Here is a 21,104-nt window from a genome sequence, read left to right on the forward strand (position 1 = left end):
TGCGCGGCCGCGACCAGCCCGGGATTGCGGGGATGATGGGGTTGCGTTCGTGCGTTTGGGTACCAAGTCGGGGATAGTCCTGGCCTCGCCCGGTCTTCGACCGTTCCCAGGCGCCCTCCCGCTCCGCGCCGCCGCGCATCGAGGATCCCGTGGCCCAACCCCAGATCGAGACGCCATCCGGCCCGCAGCCCGGGTTTTCACGATGAGCACCGCCCCGCGCCGGGCCCTGCTGATCTGCAACGCCAAAGCCCGCAACGGCGGCCTCGACCTGGACGAGGTGCGCCAGATCCTCCGCGACGGCGGCATCGAGCCGGTCGAGCCGCCGCCGGACGCCGATTGCTGCGACGTGATCCGGGCCCGGGCTGGCGAGGTCGATCTCGTGATCCTCGGCGGCGGCGACGGCACCATGAACTGCGCCGCACCGGCCCTGGTCGAGACCGGTCTCCCGCTCGCCATCCTGCCGCTGGGCACCGCCAACGATCTCGCCCGCTCGCTGGACCTGCCGCTCGATCCCCTGGCGGCGGCCCGCTTCATCCCGACCGGGCAGGCGCGGCCGGTCGATCTCGGCTGGGTCAACGGCCACTACTTCTTCAACGTGGCGAGCGTCGGCTTCTCGGCGGAACTCGCGGGTGAGCTCACGGCCGAATCGAAGAAGACCTGGGGCGTGCTCGGCTACGCGGTGGCGGCCATCCGGGTGCTGCGCCGGGTGCGGCCCTTCACGGTGACGATCGAGCACGACGGCACGGTCGAGAAGGTGACCACCATCCAGGTCTCGGTGGGCAACGGCCGCCACTACGGCGGCGGCATGACGGTGGCCGAGAGCGCCGCGGTGGATGACGGCAAGCTCGATTTCTACAGCTTGGAGATCAATCACTGGTGGCGGCTGCTCGCGCTGCTCCCCGCCCTGCGGCGCGGCACGCACGGGCGCGCCGCCGACGTGCGTGCCTTCCACGCGCAGGAGATCAAGCTCACGACCCGCCGGCCCCGGCCGGTGAACACCGACGGCGAATTGACCACCCAGACGCCGGCGCATTTCAAGGTGATCCCGAAGATCCTGCAGGTCTTCGCCCCGGAACCGGTGCGCGGGCCCGCCCCGCTCGACCTCGCCGCCCTGGGCAGCCGCCTGTTCCCGACCAGCGAGGCCCCCCGCCTGTGACGGACCTGATCGCGCTCGCCGGCCAACCCGCCGTCTGGGCGGCCCTCGCCACCCTGGTGGTGATGGAGGTGGTGCTCGGGATCGACAACCTGATCTTCATCTCGATCCTGACCAACAAGCTGCCGGCCGATCAGCAGACCCGGGCGCGGCGCATCGGGATCGGGCTCGCGCTGATCCTGCGGCTGGGACTGCTGGGCACCGTGGCGTTCATCGTGCACCTGACCGAGCCGGTCTTCTCGGTGCTGGGCCAGGCTTTCTCCTGGCGCGACCTGATCCTGATCGGCGGCGGCCTGTTCCTGCTCTGGAAGGCGACCAAGGAGATCCACCACACGGTGGATCCGGAGCCGGAGACCGAGCGGGCGCGCGGCGGGACGATCGGCTTCGGCGCGGCGATCGGCCAGATCCTGCTCCTCGACCTCGTCTTCTCGATCGACTCGATCATCACGGCGGTCGGCATGACCGAGCACGTGCCGGTGATGATGGTGGCGGTGGTGGTCGCCGTGGTGGTGATGCTGGTCGCGGCCGAGCCGCTCTCGGCCTTCATCGCCCGGAACCCCACCGTGGTGATGCTGGCGCTCGGCTTCCTGATCATGATCGGCATGACGCTGATCGCCGAGGGGTTCGGCGCGCACGTGCCGAAGGGCTACTTGAGCACGTTCTTCCGCGGATCGAGCAAGAACAAGCACTTACGACTTACCCCGACAGCGGCTTTGTACCACCATTTTGTACTTACGTCGAGCTGCTTTGGTGCTTCGACCGCCGGTCCACGCAAATTGTCAAATCTGAGCGCCGCGTTATAATTTATGGCACTCCGTTACCCGAACACCTTCCGTTCAAGGATGATGCTCGGGTAACGATTGCGGCTCACGATGCCAGCCCGTTCTACAATTGCCGAGGCTTGTCTCAGCAACTTGATAGGTCATGCGTCTTGCACAGGATTAGACAGCATTCAGAAAAAACGATTTCCGCTGCCTCGGATGATGGAATTAATTTTTAAATCTAACTCCTACACTGATAAGACTAAGATTTGTTCCAATACTAATCCGTCCTAAGATTGCAAGGCAGCGTGATATTATAGAAATAACGCCGTGGGTACAATCGGATAGGACATCGAAAAATTTTTTCATCCCAGACATTCGCACGCATACTGGTATGCCTGCAATCCGACATCTGAATGCGTTAAGTTCGTAGGAGGACAACATGCGCAAAAAAAATGGCAAACACGCCGGTGCAAGTTTGGACAAGCGCTCGAAACCGTGCGACTCGCACGATTCCGGGGCAAGTGAGAATACTGTCTCTGGGTCTCAGGTCAGCATCAGCATCACCGATCCGCTGGACATCATCAGGTTGGCCAAAACACAGCCGAATGATGCAGCGAGCAGCTGTCAGATCGCGATCAAGGCGTTGCATGATGGCTTCCTTAATCGGAAGTATGAGTTGTTGGGTGCCGTAGTCGGCATTGCGTTCAACATGCTGGCCGCTCAGGGGGAATGGCAGAAGTTCTGCCAGAATGCCTACTGGAAGCAATTTAAGCGAGGGCCCAAGGATAGCCTGCAGGGTCGGCATAAAGCGCTAGCTTATGTCATGCGCTATGTGTTTCTCGCCCGCAGTACGAGCGAGATAAATCTCACCAATCGTTACGCCAAGATGCTGGAGAAAGAATTCAACGCTGGTGTTCCGCCTGAGGAAATTGCTGCGATCATTCATAAGCATGGTGGCATCGAAGGGATGCGGCGGACCGGCGTGGCGTCGAGAAAAGCCGCGCTCAAGCGACAAGTGAAGAAGAACATTAAGTACCTCGACGATCTTAAAGATGGGCCGAACGATGTATTATCAAGGAAACTAGATTACAAAATTTCTCACGATAAGTATGTAAATATCGAAATTGCGTTGGCTTTGTTCTTAAAAAAAGCAGAAAATACTTTAAGGGCTGCGTAAGTACCTGACTGCGCATTATGGCCGATGAGGGATTGTAATTACCCAGGCCTGTGATGGCAGGGTTCAAGCGCCAACGGTTTCGAGGACGGTGCTGAAGGGACCGCTACCTGTGAGGCGGGCGGTGTCGACGACGGTGCGGATGGCGGACTCGCCCTCGGCGGCCCACATGGCGCGGTAGCCGTTGGTTACCCTCCGCCGCACGACAGCCGGATGAGGCAGCCGCTCGGAGCCGTTATTGGTCGGCTCGACCTTTCCGGGAAAGGCGAGGAAGATCAGGAGCAGATCGCGCGCACGGCCGCTCTTGACCTGAAGCTCGCGGGTCAGGTCACAGCGGCTCGACGTTCCCAGGATGGCGCCGAGTTGCCGATCCAGGCTCCGGTGCTTGGCCGAGAGCGTCGAGGCAGCCAAGTCTGTGACGCGCTCGGCCAGGGCGAACACGCTTTGTAGCCAGAGTTGCAGACGCCAGGGGACGGGATCGTCGCTGAACTCGACAGCGTAGGCAACATCGCGCGCCAGATGCGCCAGGCAGGTCTGGTGCTCATCCGCGTGGCCTTGTTGGGCCGTGTAGCGATCCGAGATCCACACCGCGGGCCGGCGCCTGTCCATCATCTCCCGCACCACGACAGCGCCGCGCGTCGGCGAAGCCGTGTGCACCACGGCCGCGGCTGAGTGGAACAGCCAGTGGTAAGCGTTCGAGCCCTCGATGCGCACGCCGGTCTCGTCGCAGGCGACGACGTCAGCCTTGCGCAGGGTCGCGATGGCCGCGTCGCGACCAGACCGGAAGCAGCCTTGGGCACGGCGGAGCAGGTTCATCAGCCCGCCCTGGCTGAGCGTCAGGCCGAACAGGTCAGACAGCGCCGCCTGCAGCCGCTCATAAGACAGGGCTTGGCAAGTCTTCAGGTACGTCGCCACCGCATGCAATCGTGGACCGAAAGGCGTGCCGCGCGCCGCCTCCGGCACCGGTGCGACCACCCGCTCCCCACAGCGCGGGCAACAGACCGCGAGACGCTGGTGCTGCGTCACGATCGGCGCCACCGCGGGCAGCTCGATTTGCTCAGAGACGCTGACGATCTCTGCTGGAAGAGCGGCGTGCAGGCGGCAACCGCAGCACGCACGCGCCTCGGGACGATGCTCGACGACCGTATCGGGATCGGTAGTCAGCACCCGGCGGTGACCCTCGTGACCGGGCTTGGAGCCGCCGGGCTTGGAGTGCGCGCGCTGCTTCATGCGATCCGTCGCGGGCGGCTTAGATGAGGTGCGTGAGGTCTTCTCTGGCCGCTGCAGCCGCAGCACCAGCGCGATCAGCTCTTCGCGGCTCAGCCGTTTCAGTTCGCTGCGGCCCATCTCTTGAGAGCATCAGCGAAATCGGCTTTCGGCAAGAGGCACCGCGAGCGCCCCACATCGGCTCTGCCAGCGCCACGTCTGGTTCGCACATTCCCGTGGGTAATTTGTGCCGATCTATAAGAGTTAGTATCTCCTGCGGTTAATTTGGTATAATATAACAAAAATAGCGATGAATTACACGGGAAAATTACAAATATTTGCCAGTTAACATCTCAAAAACCTCGACCGTAAACATTGTGGTTCGCATATAAGCATTTCCTCTTTGGGTGCATGTACTGAAGATCGCGGAAACGCATGACCGAATCCGCAATGGCCTGGAAATTATCTCTTGACGACGTCGAGCAAGCAGCTCACAATTGCGTTTACCGATTATCTTTTTTTGGCTCGATGGGCTCGCGCGCCTCAGCGCGGGTGGCTAGATCGACCACTGATCTGCGCACGCCGGGTTCGCCTCGGCTATCCAAGCATAGACCGATCGTCCGTCGGCGATTGGCCGGAATCGCTTGCGCAACTTGATCTTCGGACAATCCCAATGATTGCATCTAGTAGCTATTGACGCGCGCTGAAGCCGGCACTGCGGGGACGATGCCCCAGCGTCGTCGCTAAACGAAGTCGACCAGTACATCACGAGGGATGACAATCGTCGCAGCCGACGAACGTGCGAATACGCGTGTGACGGCAATGCTTGCCGACGCGCTTATAGCAACGTCATCGACTCGTGCACTGGATTTATGTCTTACGCACACGCACAGGTGATACAATGAAACTGTCAAAAACCACGGCGAAGCAGCGCCGTTCAAGTGAGAGTAAAGCTAAACGAAGCCGGAATATGTCTCCATTATCCCGTGTTAAGGCAGCTCGCAAGCGGTTCATGGCCAGCGATAAGCGGCATGAGCGAACGAAAGTCACTGTAGCTCATGAAGTTCTTGGCGTAACAGTACAGTATCTCGACGACTCCAGAGCATATGAAAAATTCTGCAACAAAAAATATTTTATAGCTCAAGCAAAAAAGCCCGGGAGGAAACTCAACATCAGTGACATACCCAACACAGTTGCTCAATTCGCTTGCAATGCAAAGATCAGGCGGAGGAAAAAAGTGGCCTACAAGATTGGTCGAGTTGTTGAATGCTGCTTACGGGAAAAAATTGAACCGTGGGGGTTTCCCGACTTCATCGCAGGCCATGGCAGCTTCACGAAGGCATACAACTATGCAGTAAAGACCTATCCACGGTCGGTCGATACTGAGGAGGTGGCAGAGATTGATCCCGAGTCGGCAACGGAAGGAGAAGGAGAAGATCAGAATTCGGACAAGCCGACATCGAGCGGCGACGACGTCTTCGAGCAGGATTCAGAATCCGATTCGCCCGAGTCAGATCAGCATCGAGCACCGAAACCCAGGAAACCTGATTGGGCAAAGTCTGAACACTCTGTGAACCTTCAAGCTCTGACCGACTGCGATTTCAGCACGCTGATGAATGTGGGTCCAGTAGAGGAGAGATGGGTGCTCATTGGGGGGCGGCCCTTCGATGGAGATTATGTCGACCTCTGCATCAGAGAGGTGGCGCCGGAAGGTGCGGTGGTGATGTTGAATCCGCCTGCTGAAGGCTAACGAGCGTCGCGAAGGTGTGCGTGGCTGTCCTGCCCGCCACGCACACCGTCGCTGTCCGAAGGAACTGCGACTTTCCTGAGGGCGGCTCTCTATGCCCGCGATGATTGACGCTCAAGGCGTCAATCATCGCAAATTGGCCGCTCTGGCGCGCAGCCCCATCTCTTTTGGTCAACGTGCGGTAGGAAGTTTAAAGGCGTTTTCTTTGATCGAAGCACCAGGCTTTTGACCTCGCTTTCAATAAGGCCTTTAAATACACATCACCTCAGCGACAGGCTTCAACATGCCATCAACCGACCATCAGGCACCCTCAACAGCCCATCGTGAGCTTCAGACTACAATTCCATTAAAACGCCCCCCTCGGCAACCCACTCGCGCCGAAACCCTACCCGCCATTCGCGACAGAGCTACTTTCGTCGAGGCTCACACCGTTCAAGCCGAACTCCTGCAGAATTACCTTGAATGCCCTCGGACGGGTTACGTGCGCCTGCCGGGTCGGATCAGGTTCGAGCTTGACCCGCACCAGCGACGTGCCCTCTACGCCAACAATCCTTGGTCGCGCATCGCCTTCGCAGATGCGGTCGTGCCCCGTGTGCTCGCCCACCAGGGCGTTCAGGCCGGACCGATCTTTCTGGTGACGCTCGCCGTGGCCGAACACACCGTGCCCCTCGCTGAGGCCAAGGATTTCGATTGTCGGCGCGTGAAGGGGCTTACTCGCCAAGCCTTGGGGGGCATCTCCTTTGTCGGCATGATCGAGGGGGCGCTCTACCGGAATTTCGGGGCCACCGGTCCGCAGATTGGCGACTTCGTTTCTTGGCACGCGCACGTTCTGACGTGGGGGGCGAGCCGCAAGGCGATCAACGATGCCACGAAAAGCATACGGCGAAGCCGATCGGGTCTCATACCGGATCGCCCCTGCATCGACGTCAGGTTGGTCAACCCCGCACGAGTCGCTGACAAGCTGTATTACGCGCTGAAAGGGCCTCAGAAAGAGTACCGGATCTACTCGCAGGGCGATCGGATTGATCCTGAAAGTGGCGAGGTGCTCGGCCCGGGCTATCGCCAATCGAAACGCCCTTTGCGCACCGGTGATCGCGCTCGCCTATGCCACGCCTTCGAGGATCGCCTGCTCGACAAGCTGCTTTTCGGCAGCGGTGATGGCGCGCCACTTTGCAACGCGATCAAGCACGAGACCTTGAAGCCCTTCCGGGCCTGGGAAAAGCGGCAACGCTGTTATCGAGGCTGAATCAGCGGTGCAGGAGAGGGAGGAATCCCCACCCGCAAGCCGATTGCCGTGGGGTTAGTGGGAGGCTTTGCACCGGGGAAATCTGCACCCTTGCAGATCAAGATGGGAAATAGGGACCGGTCTACCATCAAAGGCAATTGACGCCGCGAGCGTCAATCGTCAGTTCGTCGAGGCCCTTTGGGCTCGCGAAAAGAGCCTGTGCACCGCTTATCCGTCTTTGGTGTCGCGTGAGCAGGGCGGACCGAATTTGATACCTGACAATCGTGTCCTAGACATGGTGTAGCTCGCTGAGGGCCACCCCGATCACCGGCCGGGGCCGGGATGCTCAGGCTGCCAGAGCGGGCAGGCTGACGAGAGGATCATCGCCGATCGGGGCGATGCTTTTCAGAGTTGCATCGGCGCGCGGCCGCTCCGGCCGGCAGCTCGACGGCAGGCCGCTGGCGACCTGCGTCGAAGGCGAACATCTTCCGCTCGATGGCCTTCTTCCGCCGCGTCATCGCCGAAGTGGCGCATGGAGAGTTTCCCGAGATCGTCCACGACTACGCGCTCACCGACGCCCTGTCGCTCGCCGTGCTCCAGGAGGCGGCGTGCTACGACGGGCTTGTTATGGAGAACATGTTCGGCGACATCCTGCCTGACCTGGCGACCGCACTGTGCGGTGGCCTCGGCATGGCGCCCTCCGGCGACATCGGCGATACGCATGGCATGTTTCAGCCCTCGTACGGCTCGGCGCCGACATTGGCCAGGCGTAGGGTCGCCAACCCGATCGCCACAATCCTATCTGCCAGCATGATGCTGCGTTAGCTTGGCACGAAGCACGGCGACACAGCCGCGCTGACGGCGGCTGGGTTGATCGACCAAGCAGTAGGGGCGGTGACCGGCTCAGGAACGCTGACCGCAGGTCTCGGCGGGACAGCCTCGACATCGAGGATAGGCGATGCCGTCGTTCACGCTGTAACCCGCCTCGCCCGCGGCCGCCCAACCTCACGTTGAGGAGCACGATGATGGTCCGACCCTGCTTGGCCCCTCCCCAGCGGTCGCGCTGCCCGCAGCTACACGTTGGCTTCCGACGCGGGCTTGATCCTAGTGGCCGAAATCCGACGCTTGGCACCCGCCGCGAGGAGCAGCTATCGAACTGATCGGATCTCGCGGACGCGATCTGATCCTAGCCTGAAGGACTTGCCGCCGATTGGGAGAAGGGCCTGCTTTGGAGCCACGTATCAGCCCCGTCAGTCTCGGCGTCACGGACCTTGACCGTGCAGTAGCTTTCTACGACGGGTTGAGCTGGCCCCGCCGGGTCATTGCCGCGCAGGGGGTCGCCTTCTTTCAGCTGGCCGATTTCGGCCTCTTGCTTTACTCACGTGCTGAACTAGCCGCGGATGCCGGCGTCCCGATGCAGAGCCATCCCTCGCAGGGCTTCACGCTCGCTTACAACACGCGCAGCCGTGACGAAGTTGATGAAGTGCTCTCGCGTGCCGAGGCGCTTGGAGGGACGATCACCCAGTTGGCGCAGAACGCAGTCTGAGGTGGATACCACGGCCATTTCCGCGACCCGGATGGGTTTGTGTGGGAGGTGGCCTGGAACCCTGACTTCACTCTCGCAGACGTAGGTTGCCTGATTCTCCCGGCGTAGCCTTCATGGCTGATCCATGGAGGTCTGCGACCCGTCTGCTTGCGACCCAACGCAGTCGTTCACGCGCGACCGTGCTGTTCCCGAAAGCAGACGTAATTTGGGCCGTTGCTATGACGGTGATGCGCCCATCCCGATCATAGACATGGCTTTGACAACGTCCCGTAAGCAACTGCTACCAGCTGCGATCAGCCGTTTGTAGGAGGATACACTACCGAACGATATTCTGTGGTCGGGCTTGCGTTCACCTGTGCGCCCGTCTCCAAAATGGTCATCCATGCCGCGCCGACGACGAGGTTCGCGATTGCGTTCGACCATCGGGTACGCGCGCCGACAGTAACCTTGCCCCTAAGGGGCCGGTTGCGGTCGATATCGAACAGGTCGGCGTTCTCCTTGACTCATGACCTTCGACGAGCCCGCGTTCTTTAGATCGTACCCGACTAGTAAGCCGGGGTGGCGGGAGAACGACATCGACCCGACGGAATTAGCCATCCGAGACATTCCTCACTTGGGTGCCTCAAGATCTCGATCAGGGAGGGATCATGAACGCTGAACCCGCGTCGGACCTGCTGCGTCGAACCGGTCCGCCCGAGCCCGTCCCCCACGTCGATCCACCCCGGGCGTCCGACCCGCGCTTCACTGAGGTAGTGCCCCACCATGCCCGCCTCGTCTCGCTCTACGACCAAGCGATCTTTGGCGAGGGTCCGACCTGGTGGCCCGCACGGGACATCCTGGTCTGGTCGGACGTCGAGGGGCGCCGAGTGCTCGGCTGGCACGCCGACGGCTGCGTGCGGGTCGTCATCGATGCCACGCCGTTCACCAACGGCAACACGGTCGACCGGGACGGCAACCTGATCCATTGCGAGCATGGCAACCGCCGCCTGTCACGCACGTCCCCGGACGGGCGCTACGAAGCCCTGGTCGAGACCTACGAGGGACGTCGCTTCAACGCCCCGAACGACGTGGTCTGCGCCGCCGACGGCGCCCTGTGGTTCACCGATCCGTCCTACGGCCTCCGCCTGCCCAGGCAGGGGACGCTGGCGGAGTCCGACCTCGGCCACCACAGCGTCTACCGCGTCGATCCGACCACCGGTGCGGCGCGGCGCATGGCGGACCTCGGCCAACCGAACGGGCTAGCCTTCGCGCCGGACGGGCGCACCCTGTACGTCAGCGACACCTCTCGAACCGAGGGCGGCGACGGGCACACGATCTACGCCTATCCGGTGCTGGACGACCTGACCCTGGGCGAACGACGGGTGTTCGCCGAGGTCGAGCCTGGCGTGCCGGACGGCTTTCGCGTCGACCGCCGCGGCTGGATCTGGACGAGTTCCGAGGCAGGGGTCCAGGTCTTCTCCGCCGAGGGGCACCGCCTCGGCCTGATCCCGACGCCGCAGGCGTGCTCCAACCTCTGCTTCTCTCCCGGCGAGCGACGGTTGTTCGTCACCTCGAAACAGCATCTCTACGCCCTCGACCTGGCCGATCCTGCCGACTGAGGCGACATCACGGTATCGTTAGACCGCGCTGGACGACGGCAGGAACCGGGCACCGGATGTCGTGTTGGCCCCGAGCGAAGGACGGCGCCCGATGGAACACGTCGGCTCGATCCCGCCTCCTCCGACGTACGTTCGCACGACGGGCGTCGTCGCTACCCTTCCCCGAGGATTTCACATGGCCGAAGCCGTCGCCGACTTCTTCTGGAAACGCCTGGCCGAGTGGGGGGTGAAGAAGATCTTCGGCTATCCCGGCGACGGCATCAACGGCCTGCTTGGGGCTCTGCAGCGCAACGACCTGCCGTTCGAGTTCATCCAGGTCCGGCACGAGGAGATGGCCGCGTTCATGGCCGCGGCCTACGCCAAGTTCACCGGCGAGGTCGGCGTGTGCCTCGCCACCTCCGGCCCCGGCGCGACGCACCTGCTCACCGGCATGTACGACGCCCATCTCGACCACGTGCCGGTGTTGGCCATCGCCGGCCAGCAGGCGCGCAACGTCAACGGCGCGCACTATCAACAGGAGTTCGACCTCACGAGCGTCTACAAGGACGTGGCGGCCTACGTGCAGCAGGCCTCCTCGCCCGCGCAGGTCCGCCACATCGTCGACCGCGCCATGCGCATCGCCAAGGCCGAACGGAAGGTCTCCGCGATCATCCTGCCCAACGACCTGCAGGACGTCCCCTACGAGGCGCCGGTGCGCAAGCACGGCAACACGTTCTCCGGCGTCGGCTACACGGCCCCGAAGGTCGTGCCATTCGATGCCGACCTGCGCCGCGCCGCCGACGTGCTGAACGCAGGCAAGAAGGTCGCGATCCTGGTCGGCGCCGGTGCGCTGCATGCCACCGACGAGGTCATCGCTGTCGCCAACAAGCTCCAGGCCGGCGTCGCCAAGGCGCTGCTCGGCAAGGCTGCGCTGCCCGACGACCTGCCCTTCGTCACCGGCACCATCGGCCTGCTCGGGTCCAAGCCGTCGTCGGACATGATGGAGGATTGCGATACCCTTTTCATGATCGGCTCTGGCTTCCCCTGGGCAGAGTTCTTGCCGAAGGAGGGGCAGGCCCGCGGGGTACAAATCGACATCTCCCCGGAGATGCTCTCGCTCCGGTACCCGATGGAGGTGCCGCTGTGCGGCGAGTCCGCCGAGACCCTGCGGGCCCTGCTGCCGCTGCTGGAGCAGAAGAAGGAGGGCGGCTCCTGGCGCACCGGCATCGAGAAGGGGATGGTCTCCTGGTGGAAGGAGGCCGAGGACCGGGCGATGGCGAAGGCCAACCCGGTCAACCCGCAGCGCGTCACATGGGAACTGTCGCCCCGCATGCCCGAGCGGGCGATCATCACATCGGATTCCGGCTCCTGCGCCAACTGGTTCGCCCGCGACCTGAAGATGCGCCGTGGCCAGATGTGCTCGCTCTCAGGCGGCCTCGCGTCCATGGGTGCCGCGGTCCCCTACGCCATCGCCGCCAAGGTTGCCCATCCCGACCGTCCGGTGATCGCGCTGGTTGGCGACGGGGCCATGCAGATGAACAATATGGCCGAGTTGATCACGGTCTCGAAGTACATGCACCGCTGGTCGAACAAGACCTGGATCTGCTGCGTGTTCAACAACGAGGATCTGAACCAGGTCACCTGGGAACAGCGGGTGATGGAGGGCAACCCGAAGTTCGAGGCGAGCCAGACCATCCCGAACGTGCCCTACCACAAGTTCGCCGAGCTGATCGGCCTGAAGGGCATCTACGTCGATGACCCCGCCAAGGTCGGTCCTGCCTGGGACGAGGCGCTGGCGAGCCCGGTGCCGGTGGTGCTGGAGGTCAAGACCGACCCCGAGGTGCCGCCGCTGCCGCCGTTCTTCACCTTCCAGCAGGTGCAGAACTTCATGTCGATGCTCGGCAAGGGCGACCCGAAGGAGCGTCATCTCCTGGTCGACACCGCGCGTCAGGTGCTGAGTTCCGTCCTGCCCGGCAGCAAGTAGGACGGCTTCCGCGGCATGCGTGACGATCCGAAGATCGGGGCGGTGCGGGCACGGGCCTACACCGTACCCACCGACGCGCCCGAGGCGGACGGGACGCTCAGTTGGGACAGGACGACCCTCGTCGTCGTCCACGTCGAGGCCGGTGGTGAGACCGGCCTCGGCTACAGCTACGCCGATGCTAGCGTCGCGCGCCTGAGCGAGGCGACGCTGGCACCGCGTCTCACGGGTATCCCTGCGTTCGACGTCCCACGGGCGAACGCGGTGCTATGGGGCGCGGTGCGCAACCTCGGTCGCTCCGGGCTTGCGGCGACCGCGATCTCGGCACTCGACACCGCGCTCTGGGACCTCAAGGCTCGCCTCCTCGACACGCCGCTTGCAAGCCTGTTCGGTCGGGCACGGGACGCCGTCGAGATCTATGGCAGCGGCGGCTTCACGAGCTACGACGACCGGCAACTATGCGATCAGCTCGCCGCTTTCGTCGAGCGGGACGGCTGCCGGGCGGCGAAGATGAAGGTCGGCAGCCGACCGGAGCGTGATCCGGCACGCATGGCGTCGGCGAAGTCGGCCATCGGCGACGCCCACCTGTTCATCGATGCCAACGGCGCCTTCACCCCGAAGCACGCCGTCGCGGTCGCGCGGGCGGCCGAGGAGTTCGGCGTGGCATGGTTCGAGGAGCCAGTGACGAGCGACGATCCCGCCGGCATGGCCTCCGTCCGCGCGATGGCGCCCGCCGGCATGGAGATCGCGGCGGGTGAATACGTCTACACCCTGGACGACCTGCACGGCCTGCTCGCTGCCGGCGCGGTCGACGTCGCACAGGCGGACGTGACCCGCTGCGGCGGATACAGCGGCTTCCTGAAGGTCGCGGCCCTCTGCGAGGCGGCGCATATCGACCTGTCCGGCCACTGCGCACCCGCCCTGCACCTGCCCGTGGCGGTTTCGGCGCCGCGGTTCCGGCACCTGGAATGGTTCCACGACCACGTCCGCATCGAGCGGATGCTGTTCGATGGGGCGCCAGTGCCCTGCGACGGCGCGATCACCCCCGATCCGACCAGGCCGGGCCATGGCCTCACCCTCAAGAAAAGGGATGCGGATGCCTATGCCGTCTGATCACGGCGGCCGCCCGCCGGAGCGCCATCACGCCCCGGGGATAAAGCGGCGCGTCGCCCCGGTGAGGGCCGAAGCGACCGTGCACCCGGTGGTCGTCCTCGTCGCCGCCGCGGCCGGGGCCGGTCTCCTGACATGGTTCGCGGCCGGACGTTCCAAGCGCCTCGGATCGGCCACGGCGGGTCGTCGCTTCAGCCCGCGTGGGCGCGCGGTGACCGCGAGCGCCGCCCAGCGCCTCAACCACGCCTCCACGATGCTGGCCGCCTCGGTGCTGTTCGATTCCGGCCTGGAGCATTACCGCGGCCAGTTCTTCAACCGGGCGATGTACACCCCCATCATCGTGTCCAGCGTCACCCTGGCGGCGTCCCTGCACGGGGCGGGCGACACCGACCCCGGCAGCTCCCGCGTCCGGCACGGGGTGCAGGCGCTCGCCGGCCTCACCGGGCTGATCGGCTTCGGCTTCCACGCCTACAACGTCGGCAAGCGCGAGGGCGGCTACTCCTTCCAGAACCTGTTCTATTCCGCCCCCATCGGCGCGCCGATGGCGTTGACGCTGGCCGGCATCCTCGGCGTCGTCGCCGAGCGCGTCCGCGATGCCGATCCCGGCGAGCCCCGGCTCGCCGGCTTGCCGGCCGGGCGGGCGTTGGCGGTCGCCACCGCCGGCATGCTGGCGGGCACGACCCTGGAGGCGGGGCTGCTGCACTTCCGCGGCGCCTTCCAGAACCCGGCGATGTTCGTCCCCGTCACCCTCCCGCCACTCGCCGCCGCGCTGCTCGTGCGCGCCGCGGCCAAGCCGGAAGGGGCGAGCCAGGTGGGCGCCAAGTGGGGAATGTGGGCGGTGTCCGCCATGGGCATCGGCGGGGTCGCGTTCCACGCCTACGGGGTCGCCCGGATGATGGGCGGCTGGGACAACTGGCGGCAGAACCTGATCGACGGGCCGCCGCTGCCGGCCCCACCCTCCTTCTCCGGTGTCGCGCTCGGCGGTCTTGCCGCCCTCGAACTCATCGAACGCGGCCGCTTCCGCTTCTGACCCGAAAGAACATCATGCGTCCGAGACTGGACCTTTATCCGGGCTACGACGTGCTTGCGAAGCGCGACGGCCCGTCCTGGAATGCCAAGACCCGCGAGGTCCTGGAAGAACGGCTGGCGATCGGCCCCGAGACGCGTCGCTTCTTTGACGAGGCCGAATGGTCGACGATGACGGCGCTGGCTGAGCGGATCGTGCCGCAACCCGCCGACCGGGGGGATCCGGTGCCAGTGGCCGCCCTCGTCGACCACAAACTCGCGACCGATACCCGCGACGGCTACCGCAACGCCGCGATGCCGGAGGAGCGCGAGGCGTGGCGCCGAGGGTTGCAGGCCCTCGACGCGGAGGCGCGGGCACGGTTCGGCGCCCGCTTCCACGAACTCGGTGCCTGGGCGCAGGATGAACTGCTTAAGCTCGCCGAGAACGGCGAACTCACCGACGCCGCCTGGGCGGACATGCCCTCCAAGCTGTTCTTCCACCAGCGCATCCTGGCCGACGTCGTGAAGGCCTACTACGCCCACCCGACCGCCTGGAACGAGATCGGCTGGGGCGGCCCGGCGAGCCCGCGGGGCTACGTCCGTATGGATTTCGACCGCCGCGACCCCTGGGAGGCCGCCGAGGCCAAGCCCGGCCGCGAGGACGAGGCTTACCAAGAGAACCTCCGGGTAGGCCGATAAGGATACCTAAGTCGATGCGCATCCCCGGCCTCGGCAACGCCGCCGACAACCCCAGGTACGTCACGCCCAGCGACGACCCGGAGCACCATCCCCGCGCCCGCGATGGCCGGGCGCCGAACGTCATGCGGATCGGCGAGTGGGTGCCGATGCGCCAGCACCGTGACGAGGAGGAGGTCGATTTCGCCATCGTCGGCACCGGGGCGGGCGGCGGTACCCTGGCCTGCCGGCTCGCCGAAGGCGGCCTGTCGGTGGTGGCCTTCGATGCCGGCCCGTATTTCCGTCCGCTGGAGGACTTCGCCTCCGATGAGAGCCATCAGTCCAAATTGTACTGGACCGACGAGCGCATCGTCGACGGCGAGAACCCGCTGCAGATGGGCTCGAACAATTCCGGCAAGGCCGTGGGTGGCTCGACCGTGCACTACGCCATGGTGGCCCTGCGCTTCCGGCCGGAATGGTTCAAGGCGCGCACCCTGATGGGCTACGGCGCCGACTGGCCGATCGATTGGCGGGAGATGTGGCGCTACTACGATCAGGTCGAGGACGACCTGAAGATCTCCGGCCCGGTCAACTATCCTTGGGGGCCGCACCGGCGCCGGTATCACCGGCGCGCGCACGAGATCAACGCGGCCGCCAAGGTGCTGGCACGGGGCGCCGAAGCGATGGGCGTCAGTTGGACGCCGACGCCGCTCGCCACGGTCTCGGCCCCGCACGGCGATGCGCCGCCATGCGTCTACCGCGGCTTCTGCACCCTGGGCTGCTCCACCAACGCCAAGCAGAGCGTGCTCGTGAGCTACCTGCCCCGTGCCCTGAAGGCCGGCGCTGAGATCCGCGACCTCGCAATGGTCGGGCGCATCGAGACGAGGAACGGCCGGGCGACGGGCGTCCACTACTTCCGCGAGGGGCGTTGGCGCTTCCAGCGGGCGAAGAATGTCGTGGTGGCGGGATACGCCATCGAGACGCCGCGCCTGCTCCTGAACTCAGCGAACCAGGAGTTCCCGGACGGGCTCGCCAACTCCACGGGCCTCGTCGGCAAGAACCTGATGGTCCAGGGCAACCAAGCGGTCTGGGGCGTCTTCGACGAGGAGATCCGCAGCTACAAGGGACCGCCCTCGCTCGCCATCAGCGAGCACTGGAACTACGACGACAAGGGCTATGGCCCCTTCGCCAAGGACTTCTTCGGCGGCTATTCCTACATGAGCCAAGGGCCCCTGCCACAGCTCTGGGCCAACACCCAGGCCTCCGCGCACGGCCTGTGGGGTGAGGCGCTGATGTCCGAGATGCAGCGCTACAACCACGTCGCCGGGCTCAAGGTCGTCTCCGAGTACATGCCCCAGGAGCGCAACCGGGTGACGCTCTCGGACGTGAAGGACCAGTACGGGCTGCCGGTGGCTCGCGTCACCTATTCGTGGTGCGACAACGACAGGGCGCTTAACCGGCACGCCCTCAGGTTCATGCGCGAGGCCCTGTCGGCCGCGGGTGGCCGCGAGGTCTGGGACCAGGCCGACGACACATGCCATCTCAACGGCACGGCTCGCATGGGCGCCGACCCACGCACCTCCGTGGTCGACGCCGATTGTCGGTCCTGGGACATCCCGAACCTGTACGTCTGCGACGGCTCGGTCTTCCCGACGGTCGGCGGCGTGAATCCATCGCTTACGATCCAAGCGGTCGCGTTGCGCACCGCTGACCGGGTACTCGCGGAAAGGCGGCGACCGTCAGCGTGAGCCCCTGGTACGACCCGTGAAATTCGAGGCGGTGTCATTCGCCGAACCGGGATGGCTTGCCGTCTCGCGAGGGTGAGCACGCATCCATCCCGAACGGTCGACGTCGTCGGCATCCGCACCGCCTGCACCCGGGACATGCCACGGCCGCCCGCGTCCCTCGACTGGAACCCAGGGAGGGGACGGGGATTGGCGCTGACCCGGGACGGACGCGTTCGAAGCGCAGCGCGCCCGATCGAGCCAAGCTTCCCCCCCCGCTACAGGACAACTCCATGACCGACGCCTCCGATCAGCGCCTCGCGATGCAGGACCCGCGCACGCAGTACCCGCAGCCGCCGTTCAAGCGCCAACCCCAGGAAGCGCCGGGCCTCGCCGGAGCGATGGACCCGAAGCCGGACCACGGTGAGACCAGCTACAAGGGGCATGGACGCCTCACCGGACGGAAGGCGTTGGTGACCGGCGCCGATTCCGGCATCGGCCGAGCCGCCGCCATCGCGTTCGCCCGCGAGGGTGCCGACGTGGCGCTCAGCTTCGTCGAGGACGAGATGCCCGACGCCCGGGAGGTCGCCAAGCTGATCGAGGCGGAAGGGCGCAAGGCCGTCCTGCTGCCGGGCGACATCACCGACAAGGCGTTCTGCGACATGCTCGTGAAAAAGGTCGTCGCCGATCTGGGCGGGCTGGACATCCTGGTCAACAACGCCGGCAAGCAGACCAACGAGAAGGACATCGGCGATATCACGGACGAGCAATTCGACCGGACGCTGAAGACCAACCTCTACGCGATGTTCTGGATCACCAAGGCCGCGCTGCCGCACATGCCAGCGGGCGCGTCGATCATCAACACGGCCTCGGTCGTGGCCTACAACCCGCCGCAGATCCTCGTCGACTACGCCACAACGAAGGCCGGCATCGTCGCCTTCTCGAAGGCGTTGGCCAAGCAACAGGTCGCCAAGGGCATCCGGGTGAACGCCGTTGCGCCGGGGCCCTTCTGGACGGCCCTGCAACCGTCCGGCGGCCAGCCGCAGGAGGCGGTCGAGAAGTTCGGGTCCGAGGTGCCGCTGGGCCGTCCAGGCCAGCCGGTGGAGCTCGCGCCGATCTATGTGTTCCTGGCGAGCCAGGAGGCGAGCTACGTCACCGGCGAGGTCTACGGCGCGACGGGCGGCAACGGCACCGCGTAGGCTTCAACCATCCGGCCGGGTCCCGGTATCGGGGCGCGGCCGGCGTCGGCCATCGACCCGAGGCGCTCAGGCGGCGAACCTCTGGATGGCCGCTACGATCCTGCGTCCGTCGAACGGCTTGCCCAGCACTACGCCGCGAGCGGGGATCTGCGCGGCGTCCCAGGGTTGGGACGACACCATCAGGAGCTCGATGGGCGGCCAGCGGTCGCGGATGGCGAGCGCGAGCTTCATCCCGGCCGTGGAGCCGCGCATGTCGAGGTCCGTGAACACCGTGCGGATGTCCGAGCGGGTCTCCAGCAGCCGGATTGCCTCGGCCACGCTGGTTGCCTCGACCGCATCGCAGCCCGCGTCCTCGACGTAGCCGACCAGCGACAGCATCAGGATCGGGTCGTCCTCGACGACGAGCACCAAGGTTTGGCCGGTAGGGTTGTCCTCGGTCATCGGCAACTCAATGCACCTGGATCTGGATGTCGGCCAGGGGCGCGCGGAACTTCGCGCGCAGGCCTTCGGAGCCGAAGCGGAGTTCGGCCTCGCGGGTTCCGACGAGGCCCATGCGGATCAGCTTGGTGCCGAACCCGCCGCGCCCCGAAGGTGCGGTCGCGGCGGGGCCACCCAACTCCGACCAATCGAGCACCAGTGCCGGCGCCTGGCCGACCTCGGTGCGCCACGCAATCCGGACCGTCCCGGCGCCGACCGAGAGCGCGCCGTACTTCAGGGCGTTGGTCGCCAACTCGTGCAGCAGCAGGGACAGGGACAGCGCCGCCTCGGGGCTGATGTCCATGTCGGCCCCGTCGAAGGCGAAGCGGTCGAGGTCGGCCTGCAGCATGAGGACCCCTTCCATGACCGCACGCAGGCGGGCGGCCTCCCAACTCTTCCGCAGCAGCACGTCGTGGGCTCGCGACAGGGCCAGCAGCCGACGCTCGAACGCGTCGACCTTGTCGCGCTCGCTCACCGCGCGCAGGGTCTGCTGGGCGATGGATTGGACCACCGCGAGCGTGTTCTTGAGCCGGTGGGCCAGCTCCTTGTTGAGCACGCCCTGGAGATCCTCGGCGCGCACACGGGCCACCCCGACCTCCAACCGGTCGGCGACGTTGCGCAGGAACGCCAACTCGTCGGACGTCCAGGTCCGCGCCTGCGCGTCGTGGGCGATGAACACCGCGACGGTGCGCCCGCGCTCGCGCACGGGCATGTTGACGAGGGCGCGGACGTCGATGGCCAGCAACGGGCTCGGATCGGCGCGGGTGCGCGGGTCGGTGGTCACGTCCTCGATCACGAGCGCCACGTCGTCGAGCAGGCTGCCCCTCAGGTCCCCGTAATCGGCGAAGCGATGCAGCCCCGCGAGGCTCACCATGCCCGGCATGGTCCAGTCCGGCTCGATCTCGACGGTTTCCATCTCCGCGTCGATGCGCCCGAACCCGGCTCGGGTCGCCCCGAGGGTCCGACCGACGATCTCGGCGGCGGCGGAGGTCATCTCCGGTACGGTCGCGAGGTCGCGCAGGCGATCGCCGAGCGCGAGGAGCGCGGTCCGGCGGGCCTCGGCCTCAATGCGGGCCGTCACCTCCAGGAAGATCACCCCGAAGCGCCGGTCGTCGAGCTTGAACGCCCGGCCCTCGTACCAGCGGCGGATCGTGCCGACCTGGCGGGTGAACGCCGCCGGCCGGCCGGTCTCGACCACGTCGGCGAACTCGCGGACCCACTCCTCCTCGACGTCCGGGATGACCTCGCGGAGCGTCCGGCCCACGACCGTCGCCGGATCGACTCCGACCAGCCCGCCCCAGGCGGGGTTGACCTCGACGTAGCGCCAGTCGACGACCCGGCCGCCCGCGTCGCGGACCACCTCTCCGACGAGGAAGCCCTCGCTCAGGCGATCGAACAGGCCGCGCCAGTACAGGTCGGTGGCGTGAACCGCCTCGCGGCCCCGCGCCTCGTCCACGGCGGTCAGGCCGGCGGTGGCGACGCCGGCGAACAGCACGGCCTGCTCCAGGTCGCGCGCGGTGAAGGCGTCCGGCTTGGCCGACTGCAGCTTCAGGACGCCGAGCACCGTGCCGCCGCGCGCGAGCGGCGCCAGCACCGCCGAGCGCAGGCCGAGCCGCTCCACGAGGTCGCGCTTGACGTACGGGTCGCTCGTCGCGTCGGCCATCAGGAACGGGGCGTTCGTCCGGGCGACCCGGCCGGCGCTGCTGCCTTCGAGGGGCACGCGCAGCCCGCGCTGTCCCAGCAGGCTACCGCGCACCACGCGGTATTCGAGGGCGTCGCCGTCGATGAGCTCCAGGACGCCGCCCTCCGCGGCCGGCACCGCCCGCATCGCGCCGTCGAGCAGGGCATCGAGGATGGTGTCGAGGTCGCCGTCGATAGCGGCGATGGACGCCTGGGTGTCGCGCAGCGCCTCGCGCGCCCGGAACGCGGCGTCGCGTTCGCGGATGTGGGTCTCGCGGCCCCGGATCGCCCGGCGCAGCTCCAACTGGGCCATGACCTGGCGGGCGAGGCGACGCAGGTCGTCGGCCTGGTCGTCGGTCAGCCCTTCCGGCCGTGGCACCCTGTCGATCACGCACAGGCTGCCGAGGACCTGCCCTTTCGGTGTGCGCAGGGGGGCGCCGGCCTAGAACCGGATGAACGGCTCGCCGGTCACCAGCGGGTTGTCGCGGGTGCGCGGGTCGGCGGTCAAGTCAGGGATCTGCAGGATGTCCGGCTCGGCGAGCACGAACCGGCAGACGGAGCCGTCGAGGTCGGTCTCGCAGGGCGAGAAGCCGACCCGCGCCTTGAACCACTGGCGGTCGTGGTCCACGAGGCTGACCAGCGCCACGGGAACGGCGCACGCCCTGGCTGCGAGATGCACGAGGTCGTCGAAGCCCTCCTCCGGCACGGTATCGAGGATGCCGTAGCCCCGCAGGGCCTCAAGCCGCAGCGGGTCGTCGGTCGGGGACGGCTCCGGGCGTGTCATGGGCGAAGAATTCTACGAGGGATGCGAAGGGTTTCGTACCGTGGCATGGCCCGTTCCATCACGGAAATCCGTGCCCC

Annotated in this window: 18 protein-coding genes; 14 read left to right on the top strand and 4 right to left on the bottom strand. The window is 65.7% G+C overall.

Going from position 1 to position 21,104, the window contains the following annotated elements:
- Positions 1–202 precede the first annotated feature (202 nt).
- The 3 genes from MKK82_RS13140 (at position 203) to MKK82_RS13150 (ending at position 3,094) form a co-directional block, all read left to right on the top strand.
- Complete coding sequence (locus MKK82_RS13140) at positions 203–1,156, top strand: lipid kinase (protein ID WP_238289438.1); 954 nt, start codon at positions 203–205, stop codon at positions 1,154–1,156.
- Positions 1,153–1,956 carry a TerC family protein gene (locus MKK82_RS13145; RefSeq protein ID WP_243985976.1) on the top strand — a complete coding sequence of 268 codons (804 nt, stop codon included), beginning with the start codon at positions 1,153–1,155 and terminating at the stop codon, positions 1,954–1,956. Before MKK82_RS13140 ends, MKK82_RS13145 begins: the two co-directional genes overlap by 4 nt.
- A gap of 400 nt (positions 1,957–2,356) precedes the next feature.
- Positions 2,357–3,094 carry a hypothetical protein gene (locus MKK82_RS13150; protein ID WP_243985977.1) on the top strand — a complete coding sequence of 246 codons (738 nt, stop codon included), beginning with the start codon at positions 2,357–2,359 and terminating at the stop codon, positions 3,092–3,094.
- A 63-nt stretch (positions 3,095–3,157) separates the two neighbouring features.
- Here MKK82_RS13150 and tnpC read toward each other — a convergent pair whose 3' ends face one another.
- Positions 3,158–4,438 carry an IS66 family transposase gene (tnpC, locus tag MKK82_RS13155; protein ID WP_243985978.1) on the bottom strand — a complete coding sequence of 427 codons (1,281 nt, stop codon included), beginning with the start codon at positions 4,436–4,438 and terminating at the stop codon, positions 3,158–3,160.
- 871 nt (positions 4,439–5,309) lie between these two features.
- On the opposite strand from tnpC, the gene MKK82_RS13160 reads away from it, so the two are divergent.
- The 11 genes from MKK82_RS13160 to MKK82_RS13210 all read left to right on the top strand — a co-directional run bounded on the left by MKK82_RS13160 (position 5,310) and on the right by MKK82_RS13210 (position 18,086).
- A complete protein-coding gene (locus MKK82_RS13160; RefSeq protein ID WP_243985979.1) occupies positions 5,310–6,047 on the top strand; it encodes a hypothetical protein in 738 nt (245 codons plus the stop codon).
- A gap of 478 nt (positions 6,048–6,525) precedes the next feature.
- A complete protein-coding gene (locus tag MKK82_RS13165; RefSeq protein WP_243985981.1) occupies positions 6,526–7,290 on the top strand; it encodes a hypothetical protein in 765 nt (254 codons plus the stop codon).
- 390 nt (positions 7,291–7,680) lie between these two features.
- Entirely contained in the window at positions 7,681–8,094 is a 414-nt protein-coding gene (locus tag MKK82_RS13170; protein WP_279602975.1) for an isocitrate/isopropylmalate family dehydrogenase, read from the top strand.
- 403 nt (positions 8,095–8,497) lie between these two features.
- Positions 8,498–8,815 (top strand): VOC family protein, encoded by a 318-nt coding sequence (locus MKK82_RS13175; protein ID WP_243985985.1) that lies wholly within the window; start codon positions 8,498–8,500, stop codon positions 8,813–8,815.
- A 647-nt stretch (positions 8,816–9,462) separates the two neighbouring features.
- Positions 9,463–10,413 carry an SMP-30/gluconolactonase/LRE family protein gene (locus MKK82_RS13180; protein WP_243985987.1) on the top strand — a complete coding sequence of 317 codons (951 nt, stop codon included), beginning with the start codon at positions 9,463–9,465 and terminating at the stop codon, positions 10,411–10,413.
- 175 nt (positions 10,414–10,588) lie between these two features.
- A complete protein-coding gene (locus tag MKK82_RS13185; RefSeq protein WP_243985989.1) occupies positions 10,589–12,376 on the top strand; it encodes a thiamine pyrophosphate-requiring protein in 1,788 nt (595 codons plus the stop codon).
- A 15-nt stretch (positions 12,377–12,391) separates the two neighbouring features.
- Complete coding sequence (locus MKK82_RS13190) at positions 12,392–13,486, top strand: enolase C-terminal domain-like protein (RefSeq protein WP_243985991.1); 1,095 nt, start codon at positions 12,392–12,394, stop codon at positions 13,484–13,486.
- A gap of 61 nt (positions 13,487–13,547) precedes the next feature.
- On the top strand, positions 13,548–14,513 hold the full coding sequence (locus tag MKK82_RS13195) for a hypothetical protein (RefSeq protein WP_409566799.1): 966 nt from the start codon (positions 13,548–13,550) through the stop codon (positions 14,511–14,513).
- A gap of 14 nt (positions 14,514–14,527) precedes the next feature.
- The gene (locus tag MKK82_RS13200) at positions 14,528–15,187 is read left to right on the top strand and encodes a gluconate 2-dehydrogenase subunit 3 family protein (protein WP_243985994.1); all 660 of its coding nucleotides are present in this window, start codon (positions 14,528–14,530) and stop codon (positions 15,185–15,187) included.
- Positions 15,188–15,201: 14 nt separating this feature from the next.
- Positions 15,202–16,911, top strand: coding sequence for a GMC family oxidoreductase (locus MKK82_RS13205; RefSeq protein ID WP_243985995.1), 1,710 nt, complete (start codon positions 15,202–15,204; stop codon positions 16,909–16,911).
- 269 nt (positions 16,912–17,180) lie between these two features.
- Complete coding sequence (locus MKK82_RS13210; RefSeq protein ID WP_243985996.1) at positions 17,181–18,086, top strand: SDR family oxidoreductase; 906 nt, start codon at positions 17,181–17,183, stop codon at positions 18,084–18,086.
- 66 nt (positions 18,087–18,152) lie between these two features.
- Here the strand turns inward: MKK82_RS13210 and MKK82_RS13215 are convergent, their stop codons facing one another.
- From MKK82_RS13215 to MKK82_RS13225, 3 genes are read right to left on the bottom strand one after another with little or no spacing between them, the layout of a single operon-like run.
- Positions 18,153–18,527: a response regulator gene (locus tag MKK82_RS13215; RefSeq protein WP_243985997.1), complete on the bottom strand. Its 375-nt coding sequence runs from the start codon at positions 18,525–18,527 to the stop codon at positions 18,153–18,155.
- A gap of 7 nt (positions 18,528–18,534) precedes the next feature.
- The gene (locus MKK82_RS13220; RefSeq protein ID WP_243985998.1) at positions 18,535–20,634 is read right to left on the bottom strand and encodes a GAF domain-containing protein; all 2,100 of its coding nucleotides are present in this window, start codon (positions 20,632–20,634) and stop codon (positions 18,535–18,537) included.
- 51 nt (positions 20,635–20,685) lie between these two features.
- Positions 20,686–21,027, bottom strand: a complete 342-nt coding sequence (locus MKK82_RS13225) for a GAF domain-containing protein (protein WP_243985999.1) — start codon at positions 21,025–21,027, stop codon at positions 20,686–20,688.
- Between the last annotated feature and the right edge of the window lie 77 nt (positions 21,028–21,104).

This window comes from Methylobacterium sp. E-046, from assembly GCF_022829625.1.
Taxonomy (GTDB): Bacteria; Pseudomonadota; Alphaproteobacteria; order Rhizobiales; family Beijerinckiaceae; genus Methylobacterium; species Methylobacterium longum.